This window comes from Allocoleopsis sp. (assembly GCF_036703385.1).
Taxonomy (GTDB): Bacteria; Cyanobacteriota; Cyanobacteriia; order Cyanobacteriales; family Coleofasciculaceae; genus Allocoleopsis.
Genome location: NZ_DATNPA010000726.1, coordinates 1 through 18,895, shown reverse-complemented (window position 1 = coordinate 18,895; position 18,895 = coordinate 1). Strand labels below are relative to the sequence as shown.

The 18,895-nt window shown below is 44.1% G+C and carries 12 protein-coding genes and 1 pseudogene; 4 read left to right on the top strand and 9 right to left on the bottom strand.

Annotated features, from left to right (window positions below):
- The 3 genes and pseudogenes from V6C93_RS34315 to V6C93_RS34305 all read right to left on the bottom strand — a co-directional run.
- Positions 1 to 431, bottom strand: a pseudogene (locus tag V6C93_RS34315) (lipase); the annotation flags it as partial.
- Positions 432 to 448: 17 nt separating this feature from the next.
- Positions 449 to 925, bottom strand: a complete 477-nt coding sequence (locus V6C93_RS34310) for a hypothetical protein (protein WP_333481174.1) — start codon at positions 923 to 925, stop codon at positions 449 to 451.
- Between the two features lie 57 nt (positions 926 to 982).
- Positions 983 to 3,646 (bottom strand): PAS domain S-box protein, encoded by a 2,664-nt coding sequence (locus V6C93_RS34305; protein ID WP_333481173.1) that lies wholly within the window; start codon positions 3,644 to 3,646, stop codon positions 983 to 985.
- Positions 3,647 to 4,271: 625 nt separating this feature from the next.
- Here V6C93_RS34305 and xylB point away from each other — a divergent pair.
- The gene (gene xylB, locus V6C93_RS34300) at positions 4,272 to 5,738 is read left to right on the top strand and encodes a xylulokinase (protein WP_333481172.1); all 1,467 of its coding nucleotides are present in this window, start codon (positions 4,272 to 4,274) and stop codon (positions 5,736 to 5,738) included.
- 3 nt (positions 5,739 to 5,741) lie between these two features.
- Here xylB and V6C93_RS34295 read toward each other — a convergent pair whose 3' ends face one another.
- The 3 genes from V6C93_RS34295 to V6C93_RS34285 all read right to left on the bottom strand — a co-directional run bounded on the left by V6C93_RS34295 (position 5,742) and on the right by V6C93_RS34285 (position 10,758).
- Complete coding sequence (locus V6C93_RS34295) at positions 5,742 to 6,644, bottom strand: ROK family protein (RefSeq protein ID WP_333481171.1); 903 nt, start codon at positions 6,642 to 6,644, stop codon at positions 5,742 to 5,744.
- An 85-nt stretch (positions 6,645 to 6,729) separates the two neighbouring features.
- Positions 6,730 to 9,774, bottom strand: coding sequence for a tetratricopeptide repeat protein (locus tag V6C93_RS34290; protein WP_333481170.1), 3,045 nt, complete (start codon positions 9,772 to 9,774; stop codon positions 6,730 to 6,732).
- 105 nt (positions 9,775 to 9,879) lie between these two features.
- A complete protein-coding gene (locus tag V6C93_RS34285) occupies positions 9,880 to 10,758 on the bottom strand; it encodes an ABC transporter permease (RefSeq protein WP_333481169.1) in 879 nt (292 codons plus the stop codon).
- A gap of 54 nt (positions 10,759 to 10,812) precedes the next feature.
- Between V6C93_RS34285 and V6C93_RS34280 the strand changes: the two genes are divergently transcribed.
- A complete protein-coding gene (locus tag V6C93_RS34280; RefSeq protein ID WP_333481168.1) occupies positions 10,813 to 12,309 on the top strand; it encodes a glycosyltransferase family 4 protein in 1,497 nt (498 codons plus the stop codon).
- Positions 12,310 to 12,651: 342 nt separating this feature from the next.
- On the opposite strand, the gene V6C93_RS34275 is transcribed toward V6C93_RS34280, so the two are convergent.
- From V6C93_RS34275 to trxB, 3 genes are all read right to left on the bottom strand, one after another.
- Positions 12,652 to 13,833: a glycosyltransferase family 2 protein gene (locus tag V6C93_RS34275; protein WP_333481167.1), complete on the bottom strand. Its 1,182-nt coding sequence runs from the start codon at positions 13,831 to 13,833 to the stop codon at positions 12,652 to 12,654.
- 20 nt (positions 13,834 to 13,853) lie between these two features.
- Complete coding sequence (locus tag V6C93_RS34270) at positions 13,854 to 14,999, bottom strand: glycosyltransferase (RefSeq protein WP_333481166.1); 1,146 nt, start codon at positions 14,997 to 14,999, stop codon at positions 13,854 to 13,856.
- Positions 15,000 to 15,109: 110 nt separating this feature from the next.
- Positions 15,110 to 16,510, bottom strand: coding sequence for a thioredoxin-disulfide reductase (gene trxB, locus V6C93_RS34265; RefSeq protein ID WP_349262931.1), 1,401 nt, complete (start codon positions 16,508 to 16,510; stop codon positions 15,110 to 15,112).
- A 258-nt stretch (positions 16,511 to 16,768) separates the two neighbouring features.
- Between trxB and V6C93_RS34260 the strand changes: the two genes are divergently transcribed.
- Together V6C93_RS34260 and V6C93_RS34255 are read left to right on the top strand one after the other, a co-directional pair.
- Complete coding sequence (locus V6C93_RS34260; RefSeq protein WP_333481164.1) at positions 16,769 to 18,091, top strand: class I SAM-dependent methyltransferase; 1,323 nt, start codon at positions 16,769 to 16,771, stop codon at positions 18,089 to 18,091.
- 122 nt (positions 18,092 to 18,213) lie between these two features.
- Positions 18,214 to 18,753 carry a type IV pilin-like G/H family protein gene (locus V6C93_RS34255; protein ID WP_333481163.1) on the top strand — a complete coding sequence of 180 codons (540 nt, stop codon included), beginning with the start codon at positions 18,214 to 18,216 and terminating at the stop codon, positions 18,751 to 18,753.
- Positions 18,754 to 18,895 lie beyond the last annotated feature (142 nt).

Genomic DNA, 18,895 nt, shown 5'->3' with positions numbered 1-18,895 from the left:
ACTTCAACTTTCTCTTCAGTTTTTGCTTCGTGTCCTCGGAAGGAGGCAATGTGAGTATAGCCGTCTAGTTCGCTGAAATAGGCAGGCAGTGACTTAATGGAGCCGTCATAGGTGGGAATTGTTTTGCCTGTGAGATACTGTTGGGTTGCTAGTTTGCTGCATTGAATCAACAGTTTCGACATTTCTCGACTGTAAGGGATGGTTGGGCGCGTTAACGGTACCGATGCTTGAATCGCTGCGCCCTCCTTAATCTTTTTAGTATCTGCCTCAAAGGTTTGCTTCAGGATGGCGTTGGGGTTTTTAGCAGCGAAGGCTCGTAATTGAGCTTCATGCGCTTGTTTCTCAGAGCGGACTTTATATTCGGTGCCAACTGTGGCAGCAACTCCTGCCGCCACGCCCCCCAGTAGAATCTGCCGACGTTTAATTTTCACTCGTACTCACCTCTTCATTACTTGCCATATCCACTGGCATAAAACTGTTTGGTTGCCTGTCCAAGGCTCCAGGTGAGCGTAAATAAAGCGGCTGCTAAGGCTAAGTTTTTGATATAAGGAACAAACAGTCCAACACCAAACATCGTTAACCAGGCGGTAAATGCCATCGCCAAGGCACCCAACCCGCCAAAAAAGCTGCCTGCGATCGCTAAAAAATCTTGCCCTTTTCGGAAACCCCACAGCTTACCAATATCCCACATCATCTTCAAGATTAAACCGACTGCCACTAACAGTTTGACCGTAAATAATCTAGGGATGGGAATTAGTCCTAAAATCGATGCTCCCAGAGCATAATCTAGGATTAGATCCCTCACACGGTGTTCTTGCCTGACCAGGCTTGGGGGTATCACAATCGGTTCAGGTTGGGCTGGAGTTGAGGCAGCCTCTGGAACCCGTGCGGTGGCATCTTCGTCGGGGTGGGGTTCTTTTGACATGGTTTCCTTACTTCTTCGAGTTGCTGTCGGGGCTTATGCTTATAGATATTCTCATTACTACTGGTCTACAGATTGATGACATTTTAATAAGTTACTGCTGATTTGAATCGATTGACAATCTCCAGCTATAACCTCATTGATTGTTTGCAATAGATCGTTTGTCGTGTAGGGCTTCGATAAAAATGATTGGACGCCAGAGAGCGTGAATTCACTCAGTTGGGTGCTGCATACAAGACCACTGACAGCAATAATCTCGACATCAGGATTGATTTTTTTGAGCGTGCGAATTGTGGTGGCTCCATCCATTGCTGGCATCATCATATCAACCAACACCAGACTGATTTCCTCCTTGTGCTGGGCGTATAACGCGATCGCATCAATTCCATCATTCGCTGTCAGTACCCGATAGTTGTAAGCCTCCAACGAAGTTTTAGTCGTTTCTTGAATCGCCGCTTCGTCATCCACAACTAAAATCAACTCTCCCTGTCCTTGTGAGAATTCGCTGTCTGAGATTTGGGGAATTTGGGTTGCCTCGATCGCAGGTAAGTAGACGGAAATTTGTGTTCCTTCGTCTACCGTACTCGTCACCTCCAAAAAACCACCGTGGCTTTTCACAATACTCAGCACCGTTGAAAGTCCTAAACCCGTGCCTTTGCCCAGCTCTTTTGTTGTGAAAAATGGCTCAAAGATTCGCTCCACGACTTCAGGAGACATGCCGACTCCTGTATCTTTAACAGTAAACACAACATAAGACCCGACATGGGCATCCAGATTCATTCGGGCATAGCTTTCATCAATCAATTTATTCCCAGCGCTCATACTCAAAGTTCCGCCTCTTGGCATAGCATCACGAGCATTGACGCACAGATTGATTAAAACCTGATGCAACTGGGTTGCATCTCCAGAAACCATCCACAGTTCTTGCGAAATATTTGTATGAACATCAATTAATTTAGGAAATGTCTCTCTTATAATTTGTTGAACTTCAGAAATTAAATGCCTGAGTTGGAGAGCGGTTCGCTGACCTTCGACACCCCGTGCAAATGATAAAACTTGCTTGACCAAAGCTGCCCCACGTTTAGCACTACTTTCGATAGTCGTCAGCAGATGTGGCTTCTTTTCCTCCGAAATTCGGGTCTGCAAAAGCAGTTGAGCCGACATCAAAATAGGTGCCAGTACATTGTTTAGGTCGTGAGCGATGCCGCTGGCAAGAGTACCGATACTGTCTAATCGTTGAGTACGAAGAAATTGCGCTTCGAGTTGTTTTTTTTCTGTAATATCAGTATTAACAACTAAGAAAGCTTTGGGTTTATCTTCCTCATCGTACATCAGCGTCCACCGACTTTCGACAAGGATTTTCTTCCCATCTTTAGTCACTTGATGCAACTCGCTCTGCCAATTGCCTTTCATGGCAACGGTTGAAAGCACGGCTGCAAGTTGAGGGGTTTTTTCTTCGTTCAACAGATGTTGAGCTTTCTTACCAAAGACTTCCTCTGCCTGCCAGCCGTATAACTTACTAGCTCCTTGGTTCCAAAATAAGATTTTGTCTTGTAAGTTTCGAACCAGAATAGCATCGGTTGTGATGTCGAGCAGAGCCGCTTGGCAGCGGATTTTCTCTTCAGCCTGTTTGCGTTCGGTGATATCAGTCTGAATGCCAACAAAGTAAAGTAAATCGCCTTGCTCTGAGAAGACTGGCGAGATTTTCAACTCGTTCCAGAAAGGCTGACCATTTTTACGATAGTTCAGCAGGGTAGCTTTCACTTCTTGTCGTTGGGCGATCGCACTACGAATCGTTCTGACGGCTTCTAAATCAGTCTCTGCACCTTGCAAGAAGCGACAATTGCGACCAAAAATCTCTTCGGGTTGATAGCCAGTTATCCGCGAAAACCCAGGATTTGAGTAGATAATTGGGTTGTCGGGTTGGTTTGGATCGGTAATCAGAACGCCATCGGAGACGGAGGCGATCGCACGAGCAAGTCGCAGATTTTCCACAGCTGCCTTCCGTAACTCCTGTTCATGACGCTGACGCAGAGCGTTTGCTGCCAACTGTTCCGCCCAACTGCGTTGTTCTAGCTTGGCTCTTTCCCAGTAGTTTTTGAAGAAGTCAGCCAAACCTGGCTCTTCTTTAACCAAAGCATCAAAATGAGCGATCGCACGATTGTCAGCTAAATAACTTACTTCCGGATGGGCTTCCATCCACATATGACAGGTTTTTACGTAAGCGATAAACGTCACTAAATGCTGGTAGTTTACACAACCCAACAGACGCCGCAATTCCCTACGGCAATGTTCCGCTTGGTCTCGCTCTTGGGCGATAAAAATTGAGCAGTATAATAAACTTTTTTCGAGTGTTGAGTTGGACTCTGGCCACACGGTTAGACCATCAAGCTGCGTCGCTAGCCAACTCAGGTGTTCATCAATATCGGTTTGGGTCGGGAGAGGCGATTCAAGTAGCTCTAACACCTCCCGTGCCTGTATTCCTAAGGAATACAACGAACAGCTGTGACAAATCATGCAATAGGGGATAACACAGAAGCGTGAGAGATAGGCCGAAAGCCTCTCTTTAAATAGAGATGGTAGCGGATTATTGAGATAGGCATTCATTGTCTGATGCCATAAATTTTCTAGCACCTGTGGAGTCTGTAGTGCCGGACTAAAGAAGGGTGGAAAAAATCCCAATTTTTCCTCAATTTCTACCTTGATTTGTTCGCTTGTTCGCATAAATAACGTATTTGTACTGTTGTCTTAATGTCAACAGCGAGTACCAATTCCCGATTCTCAATAACTGTTTGCCTCAATCGTCGCTAAGTATCGCTAGCGAAGGGAGAGGCTGAATTCCCGTTGAACTTGCCTGGTGCTTTCGTGTTAACCGATCAATAAGTTGGCAGTTTCAAGCAAGGGAGTACATCTACATTTGTAACTCGCTCAGCTCTAAGTTCAAATACTTTAGACTCACAACACAGTCTGCTCAAAAGCACTGAAGAATTTTCCTCTACGCTTTTTGGTGTACCTATATCTACTACTTTAGACGTAAATACTCAGGATGTGTGAAGTTTTTTCCGCTCTGAGTGGGTCAAGCATTTGATTTGTTGAGTTCGGTTGATGAGTTGGGAGAGTTGCAATGTTCCATTGAAAAATACAATGATTTAAAATGTTACAATCTTCAGATTTCAGCTTGATTCTGTATGAAAATTAGACTGCTATATTGTGAATATATTGTGAAAATGCCTAACTTCTAATCCCTATTTTATAAATAGCCGTCTTTTACTACTGTAGGGATTCAGTTTATGGTTGAGGACTGAGAGAGAAAATACTCAGTAACTTCCTCTAAACGGCACACGAAAAGATGCTACTAGGTATTGATTTAGGTACAGGCTCTGCTAAAGCCTTACTTTTGGATATAGATGGAACTGTAATTAATGAGGCATCGAGTTCCTATCCTGTCCAAGCACCGCATCCTGGATGGGCTGAGAGTAATCCCGTAGACTGGTGGTTAGCTGTTGCTGTAGCTGTCCGCAAGGTGGTAGAAGATCGAGAGCATCAAGTAAGAGCGATCGCACTTTCAGGACAGATGCATGGTGTCGTTTTGGCGGATAGTTTGGGAAAACCCCTGCATTCGGCTATCCTCTGGGCAGATACTCGCTCGACACAGATGCTGAATGCCTATCAGTCGCTTGATGTCAGTACCCGAAAGCGTCTGGGCAATCCCATTACGGTAGGAATGGCGGGTACAACTTTACTATGGCTGCGAGAACACCAGCCTCATATCTATGCAGAAGCACGCTGGGTACTTCAGCCTAAAGATTGGTTGCGTTTACAACTAACGGGAGAAGTTGCCACTGAACCATCCGACGCTTCTGGTACCTTACTTTATGATGTCGTCTCGGATGATTGGGCTTGGGATGCGTTGGAAGCCCTGGAGTTACGTAGTGATTGGCTACCAACGATAGTGCCATCCAGTGCGATCGCAGGTTACTTAACAACGACGGCTTCAGAACATCTGGGTTTACCCGTTCGTTTACCCGTTATCGCAGGTGCGGCGGATACGGCAGCAGCCGCGCTGGGCAATGGATTGGTAGAGCCTGGATTAGTACAGTTAACCATTGGTACGGCGGCTCAAATTATCACAATTCGCTCTCAACCGATTCTCGATCCTCAGGGTTATACCCATCTTTATCGGGCAGCAGTGCCTAACCAGTGGTACACTCTGGCAGCCATGCAAAATGCTGGGTTAGCGCTGGAGTGGGTACGAACGATTCTGGGATTGAGTTGGCAGCAAGTCTATCAGGACGCCTTTACCATTCCCCCAGGATGTGAAGGATTGACCTTTTTGCCCTACCTTACAGGTGAACGTACACCTCATCTCGATCCAAATGCGCGGGGTGCCTGGGTGGGATTGGGATTACATCATACCAGAGCGCATCTCATGCGTGCCGCATTGGAGGGGGTAGCGTTTTCCTTAAAGCAAGGAATTCAAGCTCTGGAGGCAACAGGTGTAGCCCTGACAGAATTGCGATTGGCAGGTGGCGGAACGTTAGAGGAGGATTGGCAACAGTTACTCGCTGATGTGTTGAGAGTTCCCCTGTACACAACGACGGTTGTAGCGGCTTCGGCACGAGGTGCTGCCTTACTGGCGGGGATTGGAATTGGGGTATATAAGGATGCTCAGGCAACAGTTAATTTAACACCGACGCCAACGCTGGCAGCAAGTCCTAATTTAGAGGAGTCAGTACTTTTAGAGGCTTGGAGGCGATATCAAAACCTATATCCACAGCTCAAAAATAAGAGTCAGAAGTCAAGAGAGAACGGCTAACCACTAGCCACCAACTTCTAGCTTTTGCCAAGCCAATTTTGCCGCACCCACCATCCCAGCCTGATTGCCCAACTCAGCCACAAGTAACTGTAACCCAGCACGGGAACTCGGCAATACTCGTTGCTCAATTTCAGTTAAAGCCGCCGGAAAGAAAAACTCCGCACTCGCACTGACTCCACCGCCAATCACAATCGCTTCTGGAGTCAGAACATAGATGAGGCTAGCTAACCCAATTCCTAAATTGCGTCCGTAGCTTTGCCAAAATTCCAAAGCAAACTTATCACCCGCTTTCGCCATAGCACCAAGTTCGGCGGGTTCCTTTCCAGTGCAGCGTCGAATGGCCTGAACTGAGACATATTGCTCCAAAGAACCTTGATTCCCGCTATTACACATTGGGCCATCTGGGTTTAACGTAATTAACCCCAACTCCCCGGCAGCCCCCTGATGACCGGTAAAGAGTTTACCATCCAGAATAATTGCGCCCCCAACCCCCGTACCCAACGTCAGCAAAATCAGATTGCGAAACCGCCGCCCCGCCCCTAACCAAGCTTCTCCCAAACCGGCACAGTTGGCATCATTGGCGATAATGGTAGGGCAACCCGTCTTGGCTTCTAACATATCCGCTAAAGGGACATCTTGCCAGCCTGACAGATTAATGGCGACTCTGGCAATCCGACCGGCTGCATCAGTGGGGCCAGGTGTACCTACACCGATCGCTGCGATCGTCCTAGTACTGGCATTAAGTTGGGTAATAGCTTGTGCGATCGCCTCCACAACCGCTGTTGGTGTTGCGGGTTGGGGTGTCGGCACAGTTAAAGACTGTAAGCAAGTCCCATCTTTGTGAAATCGTCCCAACTTGATGGCAGTTCCCCCTAAATCGACGCCAATTACCTCGGACTCAACCACGCTCTACCATTCCCCAATTTATTGCTAAATACAGCATCTTAGCGCCTTTGTGTCTTAAGTGTGAATCAATTTTTCATCCTCAACGCTAATCTGACGCTGACTGACCTTCCTGAACCACACGAAGGTAAAAATCTTCAAGCGCTTTTACACAAGTTTTATCTTCATAAAGATAAGAATGGCGCTCTATCATTCGTTGTATGATGCTGTTTCGCCATTCTGGGTCACGCCCTAATTTTACAGCAATATCTATATATTCCGTTTCAGTTTGGGCAATCGTTTCAGTCACTCCTAACATTTTTAAAATACCGTAAGAATGACGACCCCGCATAAATTCACCGGGACAAGTAACAATGGGCAAATTACATGCGATCGCTTCTAATGTCGAATTGCCACCCGACCAACTCAATGTATCTAAATAAATATCTGACACTAAATTTAGACTTGCATACCCCAACCAATCCTGACGCGGTAATATTACGCAGTAGTCTTCACTATTCAAGTTAAAACGAGCAAAGGCTCGTTTGAGACGCTGCCGAAATTTTTCCGTAAGCGGTAAACTAATGTGGTGAGAGAGGAATGCAAATTGAGTTTGAGGAACTTGTTGCGCGATCGCCGGAAAAATATAATCATATTGCGGTAGATATTTAAAAAGAGATTGGCAAGATAAATACACAATTGCCTCATCCCGCAACTGAAAGTCAGAGCGAGTTTTTAGCGACTCAGGAATCTCTGGCTTTTCATAACACAGCCCGATATTAGGCAAATGGATTAGCGTTTCTGAATAATGCTCTTGAGCTTTTTCTGGCTCCATCAACTCACTCGATAAGTAGTAGTCAATTGTTGGTAAACCAGAGGTTATAGGATGACCCCATGCGGTACATTGTACAGGAGCGAGACGTAAGCCAGCCATGTTACTTACTGGAGCATCCATACCGATATCGGTGAAAACCAGAATATGCAATTTGTCAGCCACTATCTGCTGACAGACGGCTTGTATGTCATCAGGAATATGATGGAAAACATCGCTAAAAAGTTGGAATTGTCTAGTTTTTTGATCAACCTTGCGTCCCGCGTAGTAGCAGTAGACTTCAATATTCTGCTTGTTATGATTTTTTATCCAACCCAGCGCCCACTTAGCTCCATTATGATTTCTTAAGTGTGCTGATACATAACCAACACGAATCTTTTCATTCTCATCGATAAGCAACATCGGCAAAGATTTTGACCAGTTGGGGTAATTAGCTGCCATAACTCGATGAACAAGTTCTCCATATTCTCTTTGGAGATTTAAATCATTTTTCCCTTGGTATTGCAAGTAAAAATTTGTCCTAGAATTTATACCTATTAAAGCATTATTTATCTCTGTCTGGGTATCTAATTTCGTCTGCTGTACTAGGTCTGATAAACCTTGAGTGAATCGTTGTCTATAAATTTCAATTTTTTCAGGATTTTCATAAATAATCGGAAGCATTAGTTGCTGATAAATTTGTAAGCCTAAATTATTAGGTGACTCTCGCAATGCTTCTGTTAAAACAGCGATTGATTTCTCTGTATCGCCAAAATCTTGAAAAGCCACTCCCAAATTAAAGTAAAGCCAGTCTGATTTGGGATACAACCTAATTGCTTTTTGGTAAATATTTATTGCTTCTGTATATTGATTAAGATATTTATAACAATCTGCAAGAGCTACATAGAAAGCCACATCTCCTGTTTTAGTCTCTAGAAATTTTTGATAGTAATTAATCGCTTCTTGGTAGTTTCCCTGGCGGTAACAAGAATACCCAAAGTAGCTGTATGCTTCAGTTTGGTCATTTTTTGCCTCAAATGCTACCCCCAGGTTATGAAGGATATCAGGATCACGAGGTTTTAAGGAAAGCGCTTTTTCATAAGCTTCTATGGCTTCCTCAACTTGATGTTTAGCCATCAAGATGTTCCCTAGGTTAATATAGCCAGCACAATGCTCGGGACAGGCAGAAAGGACTTGACGATACATGGATTCTGCCTGCTCTAATTCTCCAGATTCAAACCAAATATTCCCCAAGCTATTATAAGCAGAAATCCATTGCGGATCGATCGCGATCGCTTCTTGATACGCTCGAATCGCTTGGGGAATAGCACCCATTTTCTCCAGTACCACCCCTAGCTCGTAGTGCCAGATTGCTTTTGATGAATCTAGTTCTAAAGCCCTGAGCAAAGACTCTAATGCATTTTGATAGCTTTGAGTTTGGTAGTAGAGCTTACCAAGGTTGTACCAAGCCTCTGCTTGGCTCACATCACAGTTTAATATTTGTTTATACTTCTGTTCGGCTTTTTCAGGCTTTCCTGACAGGTACAATTCCAGTGCTTCTCTATACCAACCATCTACTACCTTTTGGCGGGAATTAATATGAAGTTCGTAAATAGCATTAATCAAAGTGGGCTTTCGGAATTCCTGAAAGCTTGACCAATCCATTTTATGATTAGCCGTGACATCCCAGCTAATTACTTGCAAACCATTCCAACCTGTAGAGCTATTAGTTTGATTGGTTGAGAAATCCAGCACTAATCGGCTTTGAGGATGAGAGGCTATAAAGTCCAGACTTGCCTGATAAGAGGCTTCCCAGTTACACTGACTTAAAACAATAATAGATTGGTTTGCCAGAAAGGGCTTAACTAAAAGGAGTCCCAGTAAACGGGAGCGGTAATCTTGTGCCCCATTATAAAAATACAAGCCAATTTTCTCTTCAATTTGGCTTGAATTAAATTCAAAAAAGAAGTCTTCAACCTCCTGGTTGCAAAATATAACTTGCTCTTCTAAATCAAAATTAGATAAATTTGATATTAATTTATTGAAGTTATTTTCCAATAAATCAAACTGCGAAAAAGTATCGACAGCATAAGATATTTTTTCTGGATTATCTAGCAAAGCCCCAATTAAATTTGCGCCTTGAGAGCAGCCTATTTCACAGTAAACTTCATTAGGTTCCAAGCATTCTGCAGCAAAGTTGAGCAACTGCATCACACTGGCTGTAGTCATGCCCTTAAATTGTTTGGTTATCGGTTCAAATCGCTTAGATTTTGGACATACTGAATCCTTCTCCCAGTTCTCATAAAAAGAGGGGAGTTTTTCGATAAATTTTTGATAGTTCATGACTTAATACAATCGGCTTAATTAAGGCAATAGACACTTGAGCCTTGGGTAATAGTAGTAATTTTTACTATCCCCAATTTCCAACAGATAATATCTATTCCAATTTTAACGACGCCACCGGGGGTTGAGAAACTCACTCAAGCCCTCTCCTAAAAGTGACAATCCCACAACCATCAACGTCATGGCTAAACCAGGGAAAAGAGCTGTCCACCAAATCCCAGTGGGGAGGGCACTCAGTGCTAGACGTAAGTCTTGACCCCATTCTGGCGTCTGTTCTGGTAGTCCCAGTCCCAAGAATCCCAAGCCACCTAAAATCAGGATGGCATCTGCTGCGTTGAGGGTGAATAAGACGGGTACGCTTTGAATTACATTTAGAAACAGATAACGAGACAAAACTCGCTTAGTGGAAGCGCCCATAGCTTGAGCCGCTTCGATGAAGAGTTCGTTTTTAACACTAGCCGTATGGTTGCGGACGACCCTATAGTACTGAGGTATGTAGGAAATACTGAGTGCGATCGCGGCATTCAATATCCCCCGCCCTACCACAAAGGCTAGCGTTACTGATAATAGCAGTCCTGGTAGGGTATAGATGGTATCCATAAAAAATAACAACACCCGATCTAATTTGCCACCCAGATAACCACTGACTAAACCCAAGGGAACACCAATAATCAGACTCAGGGTTGTCGCCAGCAATACGACTCGTAAAGCAGCTTGAGAAGCAAACAAAGTGCGAGAGAAGACATCATAACCCTGGTTCGTCGTCCCGAACCAGTGCTTTGCTCCTGGAGGTTCATGTATTGGGTTAGCTAGTGACTCTATGGGATTTTGCAGCCATCCCCACGTCTGAAAAATAGGAGCGAAAATGGCGACGGTTACGAACAAAACTGTGATTACCAGCCCTACCGCCATTAGCTGCATTGAGAGGCTGGGACGTTCAGAAAGTTTCAAAAATTGGGGTAATCGAAGTCGAGTTGGGGTCATTTGTGTAAGCTCTAAGAGGAGGATACCCTGACTATTTTCACCGAACAATGACTCATGCGAATTGCTTTCATAGATTTTGCTAACTGGGACTATACACTTGAATGTGCTTACCAGATGCCGATGGGAGGTTCTGAGTCAGCCCTTTGTTACCTGGCTGAGGCACTTGCTAAACAGGGACATGATGTATTTTTACTCAATAACACCTTAGTACCTAAAATGTCCCGTGGAGTAATTTGCCTGCCCTTAAATACTGTGCCTCAGCAACTACTACAGTCCCTTGATGCTGCGATCATGCTAAAACTAGCAGGACAGGGAATGCACATCAAACCTCTTATTGGAGAGAATACTTGCCTGATTCTCTGGACGCAGCACGCTCACGATCAGCCCGCTGTGGAAGCATTGGAGAACCCTTTAGAGCGAGATATCTATGATGGCTTTGCTCTAGTCAGCGATTGGCAGCGCGATCGCTTCCATGAGAACTTTGGCATTAACCTAACTCGTATCGAGGTTCTGCGTAATGCGATCGCACCGTCTTTTTGTGGACTTTTCCCCGATACCACTCCCATCCTCGCACAGAAGTCCAAGCCACCTATCCTTGCCTACACCAGTACACCCTTTCGGGGACTGGATATCCTACTAGACGTTTTTCCTCGGATTCGCAGCGCCGTACCTGGAACGAGACTCAAGGTATTTTCTAGTATGAAGGTCTATCAGGTTGCCGAAGCTGAAGATGAGTCTCAGTATGGTTCCCTCTATCGTCGATGTCAGGAAACGACAGGAGTGGAGTACCTGGGTTCTCTACCACAACCTGATCTAGCCTGCGAACTCCAGTCAGTTCTGGTATTCGCTTACCCCAATAGCTTTGCCGAAACCTCCTGTATTGCCGTCATGGAGGCAATGGCAAGTGGTTGTTCTATTGTTACTAGTGACTTAGGCGCATTGCCGGAAACCACAGCTGGATTTGCCCGCTTAATACCCATTGAAGATGACTGGGAAGTCTACAAAGACCGTTTTGTTGAAGAGACTGTGCAGCTTCTTAGAAAATGTACCGCTACAGACACAACAGATACCGAAACACATCTGAGGCAACAGGTGGAGTATGTTAATTGTGAATACACCTGGCCAGTTCGCGCCCAACAGTGGGTTCAGTGGTTGAGTAATATTGGGACGAAAACTGCGATCGCAACATCTGTGATGCCCCTAGACTCAACTCTAATGAAGTCAGCCGACTTAGCGTTACTCGCCTACCAATGCCTGATTTATGGAGAATATCATCAAGCGGCGACCTTCTATGAGCAGGCGATCGAGGCTTACCCTACAGTCATGTCTAACTACTGGTATCTTGGCTTGACACTCCTTTTACAAGGTCAAGAAGAGGATGCCCAAGCCACTTGGATGTTAGCAATGATGAATGCTGAGTCAGAGCAAGCCGATTTGTGGAAAGCTGAATTGGTGAAAGTACTAGAAGCAGAAGCGCACAGAAGGAAAGCCCTCGTAGACGATCAGACTGCCCAACTCATTGAGCAATATATAACAGACATGACTACTTAAACTCCCAAGTATCTATATCTGTGCGAATGGCTCGCTTATTATTGAGGTCGTCCAGTCCACAGGAGGGAAGATTGCCTGCTCCTACCTCGACAATTTCCCTTGTGTTTTCATGGTCTAAAACAATTCGATAGTGAATAAAGGGCAATAGAACTTCCCACTGTCTTTTTCCCTGCTTTCCGAGTACTCTTCTGCAAGTGAGCTAAGTTGAGTTCCCATAGATCTAGCAGTTCGCTGTGATCCCACCAAGGCACGATTACACTGGCTAGATGTTTTGGATAATTGTCCTGTTTAGGAGAATGGGACATAACTTATCGCTGCTTTGATTTAGGATTAAAGTGATGGTTAAGAAGCTAATATCTCTCCTAGCCTATCTAGGTTATGCTTCGCAACCGTACAGCTAGTATCAAAAGATAACGCTAGTTCAAAGGCGTTTTTCGCCTCTTGCAATTGGTTCATCGCCATGTATGCTGCACCCATACCGCAAGCTGCCTCCGTTGTTGTGAAACTAAACTCAAAAGGCTCCCCTTTATAATAACTACCTTCTTGACCAAGTAGAAGGCATTTCTCGAAGTAGGCGAGCGCTGCCAGCGGAAATCCTAATTCTATTAAAGTAAAACCAGTAATATAGTTTATGGGTGGGAAATTTGGGTACCATTCAAGGCCCCGCTGACAAAGAAGTCTTGCCGTTTCATAATCCTTCTGCTGTAAGGATTGCCCTGCTAAGGTAAAAAGAAGAGAGGGAACAAACTTGAAGTCCTCAGGGGAATTTCCTGCGATTAAATTAGGTAATAGTCGCTCAAACGCTTCTACGTAACATTCTTGGGCTTGCTCTGGTTGCTGAGTCGCGTTATACATTCCCGCGAGGCAGTACAGAAGCATTAAACTCAGACCTTCTTTCTTTCGGATAGATTCTAAGATGGGAATGTTACGGGTGAGATTTTTCTGGAGTACCTGTTGCTCTGCATAACCATAGTGCAGAATTATGGGGCTTTGTATGTGTCCGATTAAGTGCAGCTGAATAGATTGATTTTGATACTGTAGTTGCTCATGAAACCGATTGACATATTTAAGTTCTGGAAGATTACGGAATAATCTAGGGGTATATAAAGGGGTCATCCCCTCTTGGCCATTAACTTCAGTTCGGATGAGTGAATAGGCTAAAACTTCAGATTGTGAAGATAGCTGTTCTCTCAACTCATTTTTTGTTACAACTAGCTCCTCATCTGCATCTAATACTAAAATCCAATTTCCAGTTGCTTGGGAAATCGAGTAATTACGAGCCGCTGCAAAATCATCACACCATTTAAAATACCTGATATTTGCCCCATAGGCTGCCGCAATTTCCTGGGTTCCGTCATTAGAACCCGTATCCACGACAATTATTTCATCAACATAAGGTTGGGCGCTAGCTAAACAACGAGGTAAATTCTCTCTTTCATTTTTGACAATCATGCAAAGTGTCAGCAAGCATGGAGCGCCTAAATCTTTTGCCATCTCATCAACCTTACCTTTTATAAGTTCCAAGGTTCTGATTTAAGAGCTAACTAGCCTTTAAGAGTGTTGATTTGCTCCTGAGCCAATGTAAAGTTAGAATTTAAGGAAAGTGATAACTCGAAGGCAGCTAATGCTTCCTTGGGTTGTTTCAGTTTAAGGTACATTAGGCCTAAATTATAAGCAGGATGGGTGGTTGTAAATAATAAATCAAAATGTTCTCCTTTATAGTAGCTGCCCTCTTTACCTAGCTGAAGGCAATTCTCAAAATAAACTGCTGCTCCTAGCGGGAACCCTAAATTGCTGAGAATTACACCCGCTAAATAGGATAAAGGAGGAAACGTCGGACACCATTCCAATCCTCGCTGACAGACTAGTCTAGCAGTTTCATAATCATTTTGTTCAAAAAAATTCATTCCCAAGGCATATAGTAAAGAAGGAATCCAGCTAAAATCTTCAGGTATTGCTCCCTCAATCAAGTTAGGCAGGAGCCGATTGAAAGCTTCGTTATAACATTCTCTAGCTTTGTCTATCTGTTGATTTTCAGTATACATTTTTGCAAGACAGTACAAATGCATGAAGCTTAACCGTTCATTCTGTCGCATCTGTTCCAATATCGGAATGTTACGGTTAAGAGTTTTTTGTTTTGCCTTTTCCTTAAAGTATCCGTAATGTAAAATCTTAACTCCTTCTAAAGATTCATACTGCTTGCAATTCAGATTGGAGCTCTGATATCGGAGTTGTTCGTGAAAGCGATTTACATAAAGAATGTCTGGTAAATTTCGGAATAACCTTATCAAATAAGAAGGAGTTTTTGGAGATAAGTCATTAATGTCATTCAATTCTAGTGAATAGGCTATAACTTCAGTATTTAAGTTTATTTTTTCAAAAAAATTTTCTGACTCAACAACCAGTTCTTCATCGGCGTCTAGTACTAAAATCCAATGACCAGTGGCTTGTGATATCGAGTAATTTCGAGCAGCAGCAAAATCATTGCACCATTCAAAAAATAGTACTTTTGCTCCATACCTACGGGCGATATCAGGTGTTTCATCCTCCGAACCCGTATCTACGACAATTATTTCATCTACATAAGGTTTAGCGCTAGCTAAACATCGCAGTAAATTCTCGCTTTCATTTTTAACAATCATGCAAAGGGACAAGAATGGTTTGGGTAGACCCGATGAAGAGATATTCATTTGATATTAGCCCTTTCACCCGTTTATTTATATTAAAAGAGCTGGATTTAACCCGTAATATCCTTTAGTTAAATCCAGCTAAACTCAGTCCTAGGCTTTCTAAACCAACATCAGCTAGAAGCTGAAACGCCTGCTGGCAGATACTTATCAATTATCCGGCGAAACTCACTCTTGGGTTTGACACCTTGAATCTGCTCTAATAATTCCTTATCTTTGAAAAATTGCACGGTTGGTGTACCTATTATTTGGGCATTCTCAGCAATGTCTGGATCTTCCGTAATATCAATTGCGACAAAGTGAATTTTGCCCTCAAACTCTTCTACCACTCTGTTAAGAATTGGTTTTAGGGTGCGGCAAGGACCGCACGAGGGAGAAACATACTTCACCATAATCAGGCGATCGCTCTCATGGAACAACTTCCGCAACGCATATCCCCCTTCGTGTCGCGTGTCGTTGATATTGAACGTCTCTTCGGACATTTCTGTCGTCTCTTCTTTTGTCAGTTCCGCCTCAGGTGGGGTTTCCGAGGACTGCGCCTGCTGGTGATACTCGGTAATCAAGTGATTCACCGAAAGCCAGCGTTCTGCCAACATTGCCGCCATACAACCTGTACCCGCAGCGGTAATTGCCTGACGAAATTCATGGTCTTGAACATCGCCAGCGGCATAGACCCCTTCTACACTGGTTTCCACTGACCCTGGCTTGGTCACAAGGTAACCCACTTCATCGAGTTCTAATTGTCCTTTAAATAAAGAGGTATTGGGTGTGTGACCGATTGCATAAAATAGTCCCTTAACGTGCAGGTTACGCTCTTCGCCTGTTTTGGTATCGCGGAGTTTCACCCCTGTCATGTGATCATTCTCACCAAAGACATCCACTGGCTCAGTATTCCAGTGAACCGTAATGTTAGGGTTGTTCAACACTCGATCTTGCATCGTTTTACTTGCTCGCATCTGGTCGCGACGTACCAGCAAGTGGACGCGATCGCCATATTTTGTCAAATATACCGCTTCTTCAGCTGCTGAGTCACCAGCCCCTACGACTGCCAGTTCCGCACCGTGGAAAATTGGAGTTGCACCATCGCAGATCGCACAAGCAGAAATTCCACGACTCCAGAACGCCTTTTCACTGGGTAGCCCCAACCGTTTCGCTGTAGCTCCTGTGGCTATAATCACGCTGTGAGCTCTAAATTCCCGTTCCTCAGAACGAATAATAAAGGGACGCTGGCTCAAATCCACGAACGTGACATCTTCTGTATAGCACTCTGTCCCCCAGCGTTCAGCTTGCGCTTTCATCCGTTCCATCAGCTGCGGACCGGTCACCCCTTCCGGGAAGCCAGGAAAGTTCTCCACTTCCGTCGTGGTCATCAGCTGACCCCCAGGAATCCCTCCAGCTTGAAACCCTTCAAACATAACAGGTTTTAGGTTTGCCCTTGCGGCATAGATAGCAGCCGTATATCCAGCAGGGCCAGAACCAATGATTACAAGATTTTCTACAGTTGGGTTGGGCATTATAAATAAAAACTCATAACGACTACGCTTTATTCGAGTATAGCGGTTTTTCATCCACTCGTGTAGCGTCTTGCCTGTTAGTGTAGTCTGGGGAACCTACGTGCGATCGCATCCCTCAGCTAAAAGATCAGCAAGCAATTCGACTGATGAGTTTAATTATTGATGGCAAACAGGGAATCCTCATTCATAGGTCAGCTTATCCCTTTAAGGTTGACTGACCATAGGATTTAAAGAACTCTTGAGCAAAATATAGGTGTTATGGATAAACTTACCTCCGAGTCACTTGACAAAATTCGTCAGCAATTTGATAACAGCCCCTATCCAAGAAATCCTCTGGAAGAATCTCCTAAAGAGAATGTAGGGTGGCTCTATATTCAAAACTTAGTAACTCCCTATTATTTAAGAAATAAGAAAGTTATTCTAACAGAAGGAAAATTTATTTTAGATGCAGGATGCGGAACTGGGTTTACATCCTTAGTTTTAGCCGAATCTAATCCTGGGGCAAAGATTATTGGTGTAGATTTATCAGAAGAGTCAGTGAAACTGGCTGAAAAAAGATTACAATATCACGGGTTTAAAAATTTTGAATTTCATGCACTGGCGCTTGAGGATATCCCTAATTTAGGAATTGAATTTGACTATATCAACTGTGATGAGGTTCTTTATCTCTTACCTGACCCAGTCCTTGGTTTAAAGGCGATGCGATCGGTATTAAAGCCGGATGGAATTATCCGAGCGAATCTTCATAGTGCAATTAATCGTGCCAATTATTTCCGAGCGCAAGAAGTCTTTAAGATGATGGGATTGATGGAAGATAATCCACGAGAGATGGAGATTGAGTTAGTTCATGAAACCATGAACGCTTTAAAAGATAAAGTAGTGCTTAAACGACAAACTTGGGGTTCTGTATTTGAAGAAAATAAAGAAGCTGTTCTTACTAATCAGTTACTACTGGGTGACAAAGGCTTTACTATTCCAGGAATGTTTTCTGCCTTAAAAGCTGCGAATCTGGAATTTATCAGTATGGTCAGTTGGCGGAAATGGGAACTGATGGATTTGTTTAAAGACCCAGATAATCTTCCTGTATTTTTAGCATTAAGCTTACCAGCAACTTCGGCAGAGGAGCGCCTGCATTTGTTTGAACTGTTAAATCCCATCCACCGGGTGTTGGATTTCTGGTGCGGACATCCGAATCAAGCTCAACCTTTTATACCCATGACTGAGTGGACTGATTCGGCCTGGCATAACACCAAGGTTTATCTCCATCCCCAGATGAGAAGACCCGAAATTCAGGCAGAACTGATCAGATGCGTAACCCAACTGCAACCTTTTGAAATCAGTCAGTATCTACAGGTAACGGCACAGTCGAGTCTAGTCGATAGTACTGTTGCGGCTTGCCTATTACCCCTGTGGGAGTCGGTTCAGGATCTGTCTTCCCTAGTGGCACGATGGCTGCAATTACGACCCGTTAATCCTATAACCTTGGAGCCAACCACTCAACAGGAGGCTCTTGAAGTCGTGAGAGAGGCACTGAGTGGGCTAGAAGAATGGGGATATGTACTGTTAGAACGTCAATCATGACTGACTCAAGATGGCACCCTGCAAAATTTTTTGAGCAGGGTGATAGAAAAAACGAAGAGACTGGGTAAGCTACATCCAGGCGTTATTCATCAAGCATCACAGACCTCAAGGAGAGAATTACTATGAAGCCGGAATTTCAAGCCAAGTTCCTGCAATACCTGAACCGCCAGAAAAAAGATGAGGGCTTCACGCTAATTGAGCTGTTGGTTGTCATTATCATCATCGGTATTTTAGCGGCTATTGCTCTACCCTCTTTGCTCGCTCAGGTTAATAAAGCCAAGCAAGCGGAAGCCAAAAATAATATTGGTGCTGTCAACCGGGCACAACAAGCTTACTACCTGGAATACCAAGAATTTACAACTGACCTCACTCAGCTCGGCGTTGGTATAAAAACCCAAACGACCAATTTCTTTTACACGATCCAAATGGCAAATGACATCATTAACAACAAGGCTTATGCCGTTACGAACAAGAAGGGGCTCAAATCCTACAGCGGCGTTGTGGGTACTATTATAGGAAACAGCACTACGGGTGAAGCTCTGACCGTTGCCTTTGCTTGCGAGTCTAATATCCCCACCACGGTCATACCTGGTAACGCAAACAGCGTAAACACGGCTAATAGTTGCCCAGACGGCTTCAAGGATCTGTCTGCAACCAAGTAAGGCAGAATCCGTATTTTAGCTTGAGTATTTTTTGGAAGTACGAGCTAGATTTATGTAGAAAAGTGAGTAGTGTGAGTCTAACCTACTCGCTTTTCTTTATTTGGAGCGTTTTTTGATGAGCGATCAATCTTTAACTGTAACT

What these genes read in the sequence shown, in the direction of transcription:
- V6C93_RS34310 (WP_333481174.1), bottom strand. Translation starts at nt 925, where the DNA reads ATGTCAAAAGAACCCCACCCCGACGAAGATGCCACCGCACGGGTTCCA.
- V6C93_RS34305 (WP_333481173.1), bottom strand. Translation starts at nt 3,646, where the DNA reads ATGCGAACAAGCGAACAAATCAAGGTAGAAATTGAGGAAAAATTGGGA.
- xylB (WP_333481172.1), top strand. Translation starts at nt 4,272, where the DNA reads ATGCTACTAGGTATTGATTTAGGTACAGGCTCTGCTAAAGCCTTACTT.
- V6C93_RS34290 (WP_333481170.1), bottom strand. Translation starts at nt 9,774, where the DNA reads ATGAACTATCAAAAATTTATCGAAAAACTCCCCTCTTTTTATGAGAAC.
- V6C93_RS34285 (WP_333481169.1), bottom strand. Translation starts at nt 10,758, where the DNA reads ATGACCCCAACTCGACTTCGATTACCCCAATTTTTGAAACTTTCTGAA.
- V6C93_RS34280 (WP_333481168.1), top strand. Translation starts at nt 10,813, where the DNA reads ATGCGAATTGCTTTCATAGATTTTGCTAACTGGGACTATACACTTGAA.
- V6C93_RS34270 (WP_333481166.1), bottom strand. Translation starts at nt 14,999, where the DNA reads ATGAATATCTCTTCATCGGGTCTACCCAAACCATTCTTGTCCCTTTGC.
- trxB (WP_349262931.1), bottom strand. Translation starts at nt 16,510, where the DNA reads ATGCCCAACCCAACTGTAGAAAATCTTGTAATCATTGGTTCTGGCCCT.
- V6C93_RS34260 (WP_333481164.1), top strand. Translation starts at nt 16,769, where the DNA reads ATGGATAAACTTACCTCCGAGTCACTTGACAAAATTCGTCAGCAATTT.
- V6C93_RS34255 (WP_333481163.1), top strand. Translation starts at nt 18,214, where the DNA reads ATGAAGCCGGAATTTCAAGCCAAGTTCCTGCAATACCTGAACCGCCAG.